General features: G+C 28.7%; 4 protein-coding genes. All 4 read right to left on the bottom strand.

Annotated features, from left to right (window positions below; genetic code table 11):
• Window positions 1-431: 431 nt before the first annotated feature.
• Window positions 432-1574 (bottom strand): 3,4-dihydroxy-2-butanone-4-phosphate synthase, encoded by a 1143-nt coding sequence (gene ribB / locus AB1Z17_RS07120; protein WP_368051108.1) that lies wholly within the window; start codon window positions 1572-1574, stop codon window positions 432-434.
• Entirely contained in the window at window positions 1571-3031 is a 1461-nt protein-coding gene (locus AB1Z17_RS07115) for an LptF/LptG family permease (protein WP_368051107.1), read from the bottom strand. Before AB1Z17_RS07115 ends, ribB begins: the two co-directional genes overlap by 4 nt.
• A 5-nt stretch (window positions 3032-3036) precedes the next feature.
• Window positions 3037-3690 carry an outer membrane lipoprotein carrier protein LolA gene (locus AB1Z17_RS07110; RefSeq protein WP_368051106.1) on the bottom strand — a complete coding sequence of 218 codons (654 nt, stop codon included), beginning with the start codon at window positions 3688-3690 and terminating at the stop codon, window positions 3037-3039.
• A 17-nt stretch (window positions 3691-3707) separates the two neighbouring features.
• Window positions 3708-3922 (bottom strand): DNA translocase FtsK (locus AB1Z17_RS07105; RefSeq protein WP_368051104.1); only part of this gene is annotated, 215 nt, incomplete at its 5' end.

Below are 3922 nucleotides of genomic sequence, written 5' to 3'. Positions count from 1 at the left end.
TTCTAAAGTACCATTAATTTTAAAGGTGTTTTTATTTAATGAAACTATTTCTTTTTTTTGAAGAGTTTCATTTTTACAAGCCATTAAAACAAAAGCAAAACTACAAACAATAATTATCTTTTTTAGAGTAGTTGTGAAATTTTTATTCATTGTTTTTTGTTAAAAAATAATATATTATTTCAATAACACTTGCTTCTATTTAAGAATTGTAATAACTGTTTTACAGAATATTGTTTTACTGTTATTTTAAAGTTAAACCTTTAATTTTATTGCAGTTGTTTTATCCTAACTGTCCTACGCATAGATTTATGCCTTCGCAGGAATGACAGATATAAAAAACATCAGTTACATTATAAAAGGCTTCGACTCAGCTCAGCCATCTATTATTAATTAAATTAGGGGGTTAAAAATATTATAATAGCTATTAAATTCTAATAATTTACATATTCAATAATTTCAATACCGTAACCTGTCATACCAACTCTTTTTCTAAAAGTTGAAGCATTAGAAAGTACTTTTAATTTTGTAATACCAAGATCATGTAAAATTTGAGCACCAATACCAAAATCTTTTTCATCCATTTTTAAATTTGGAATGTAGTTTTGGTTATTTGCCTGACTTTCTTTTAAAATAGCTAATCTGGCAAGTAAATTAAAAGATTGATTTTCTTGATTAATAAAAACAATTGCGCCTTTACCAGCTTTATTAATTGCATCAAAAACACCTTTTAATTTGTCATCAGGGTTTTTGGTAAGCGTTCCTAAAATATCATTATTTACAAGGGTAGAGTTTACTTTAACTAAAACTTCTTCATCTTCTTTCCAAGTACCTTTAGTTAAGGACAGATGCACCTGATTGTTTGTTGTTTGTTTGTAGGCTCTAAGTCTATAATCTCCAAAACGTGTATTAATTGTAAAATCTTCGGTAAGTTCAATTAAAGAATCGTGTTGCATTCTATATTCAACCAATTTTTCAATAGAAATAATTTTTAAATCGAATTGTTTTGCAATCTTAACCAATTGAGGAAGACGTGCCATTGTTCCGTCCTCATTCATAATTTCAACAATAACTCCCGCAGGATTTAAACCAGCTAAGCGTGCTAAATCTATAATAGCTTCTGTATGTCCAGTTCTTCTTAAAACACCACCTTCACGGGCTTTTAAAGGAAATATATGTCCTGGTCTGCTTAAATCGTGTGGTCTGGTTGCGCTATCTGTTAAAGATTTTACAGTAATTGCTCTGTCATGCGCTGAAATTCCTGTTGTAACACCTTTTCCATGATAATCAACAGAAACAGTAAATGCAGTTCCAAGTGGATCTGTATTTATACCCACCATTAAATCTAAATTTAATTCTTTACATCTTTTTTCGGTAATTGGAGTACAAATAAGTCCTCTACCGTTAGTTGCCATAAAGTTAATCATCTCTGGAGTTACTTTATCGGCAGCAGCAACAAAATCCCCTTCGTTTTCTCTATTCTCATCGTCAACAACTATAACCACTTTTCCATTTTTTATATCGGAAATAGCTTCTTCAATAGTATTTAACTTTATTTCTTTTGTTGAAATTTTCATAATTGATTAATTGATTTTTTTTTAGTAAATCTATCGAAAAACTTTTTTATTGAATCCAATACAGAATCTATATTAAATATTCCCATTCCTTGCGTGGCTCTGCGCGTTAATAAAATACCAAAAGGCAGTAATATTAGTGTTGAAATCCAACCGCCCAATAAGGTAGTAATAGCACTTTCTTCCGATAAATTTTTACCGAATTGTGATATGAAAAAGTAAATGACAAAAATTGTAATTGCCATAATCATTGGTAGTCCAAAGCCTCCTTTTCGTATAATTGAGCCCAACGGAGCACCAATAAAGAATAAAACCAGACAAGCTAAAGAAAAAGAAAAACGATAATTATACTCGTAATCATATAAATTTAGACGTTTTCGGTCTTGTTTTATTTTATATTGTTGATTGTTAATTCTGTCGGTAGCACGTTTTAAAATTTGAATCGCTTCTCCAATTATAATAATTTTGTTTGAAATGGAAAAATTATCCAATATTTCGGGTTTTAAAATAGTATCTGTAACTTTAATAGAATCTGGATGTTTATATAATTTATTTGCTTTAACAATATTATAAAAATTAGTAGAACGCTCTTCTAAGTATTTGTCGTAATTAGATTTTTCAACTTTAGAAATAGAGTCTAATTGTTTAATACTTAACATTCCATGGTGTTGCGTTATATCTTCGTTATCTAAATTTTTATCATCATTAAAAGAAGAAATATCAATATTAATTGTATATGTATCGAATGTAGCTGCCGAAGCAGGCATTTTTTTTCGTTCATTTTGCGTCATAGACCGCTTGTAATGTTCTTCGTAATAATTACCATTTTGAAGAGTTAGTGTCATATATTTACTTCCTTCTTCAGTAGAAATCTCACCTTTTTCAGCAGTAATTATCTTTACTTTTCCTTGGCTAAGTGTTAAATCTGCAATTTGTACTTTTTTAAGCAAATTCTCTTCTTCACCATATTTTTCATCAAATTTTATGTTAAAACCAGGTATTTCTGTATTAAAAGCTCCTGGAACCAGTGCCAATGCTGGTTTTTTCTTTTTCATATTTAAATAGAGATTCTTTTGTTTTAATGTTGCCCAAGGATATACATTATTTAAAAACACAAAATTTAAACCACTTAATAATATTGTTAAAATAATTAAAGGTCTAATGACTCTTTTTAAAGAAATTCCGGCAGATTTTATAGCGGCAAACTCGTAATTTTCAGATAAATTACCCAATGCCATAATAGATGACAATAAAATACCAATTGGTAGGGCAGTAGGTGTTAGAATAAGTGATAGATAACCAAGAAATTTTAAAATAAAAAATATATCGATTCCTTTACCTGCAATTTCGTCGAAGGCCAACCATAGCGCTTGCATTACCAACACAAAAAGAACCACAAAAAAGGTGGCTAATAAAGGCTGTAAAAAGCTTTTTAAAATGTATTTATCAAATATTTTCAACACTATTAATTTGGTTCAGAAATCGTATAATTCTTTTGATCTCTGTATTTTGCTTTGTCAAAGATAAAAAGCTTTTCTGAAATAGGTTGATTTGTTTTAAAAGTTCTTACTTCAAGTGTTGTAATTGTGTTATTATCTCCAATTTCAATAATATTATAAATATGTTTTGTTTTAATATCAATTCCAACCATTACCTCTTTAATTTCAGAATTGCTATCAATCGGAATTAGTTTTACATATTGAATTTTAATACCTTTTATAGTTTTTAGAGCATCCATTTTATAAGTAAATCCATTTTTATAAAATGAAAACATTTTTGAAGGTGTAAGTGTGGCATTATTATTTTCTGAAGCATTTTGAATAATTACTTCTTCATCTTCATGTATAATAAGGTATGTTTTTTTTCCATCATAAATTTGTTCGGTTCCCATATAATTTAAATGGTATTTTTCTCCTTTAAGAGTAACGCTTCCTAATGTTTCTTGATGAACATCGGCATCACTATTATCCAATCTATGATTAAATTCAAGATAAATATTTTTATAGCCTTCCACTTTTTCAGCAACTTCATCTAACAAAGCTTTGGCTTTATTTGATTCCTGGCTAAAAGCACTTATGCTTAATAAAAAAATACTTATAACTAAAATTAATTTTTTCATAATTTACTTGTATATTTTTAACTATTGTTATTTTCTCCGTCTAATAATTGATTTAGCGATATTTCATCTGGAATTAACACTTGCCTTGCTTTACTTCCTTCAAATTGACCAACAATTCCAGCAGCTTCTAATTGGTCTATTAATCTACCAGCTCTATTGTATCCTAGTTTTAATTTACGCTGCAACAACGAGGCGGAACCTTGTTGTGCATGAACTATTACAAGCGCTGCAT

It is taken from the genome of Lutibacter sp. (genome assembly GCF_040883305.1).
GTDB lineage: Bacteria > Bacteroidota > Bacteroidia > Flavobacteriales > Flavobacteriaceae > Lutibacter.
The sequence above is the reverse complement of the archived record's forward strand: the minus strand, read 5'-3'. Positions and strand labels throughout refer to the sequence as shown.

What these genes read in the sequence shown, in the direction of transcription:
- ribB (WP_368051108.1), bottom strand. Translation starts at nt 1,574, where the DNA reads ATGAAAATTTCAACAAAAGAAATAAAGTTAAATACTATTGAAGAAGCT.
- AB1Z17_RS07110 (WP_368051106.1), bottom strand. Translation starts at nt 3,690, where the DNA reads ATGAAAAAATTAATTTTAGTTATAAGTATTTTTTTATTAAGCATAAGT.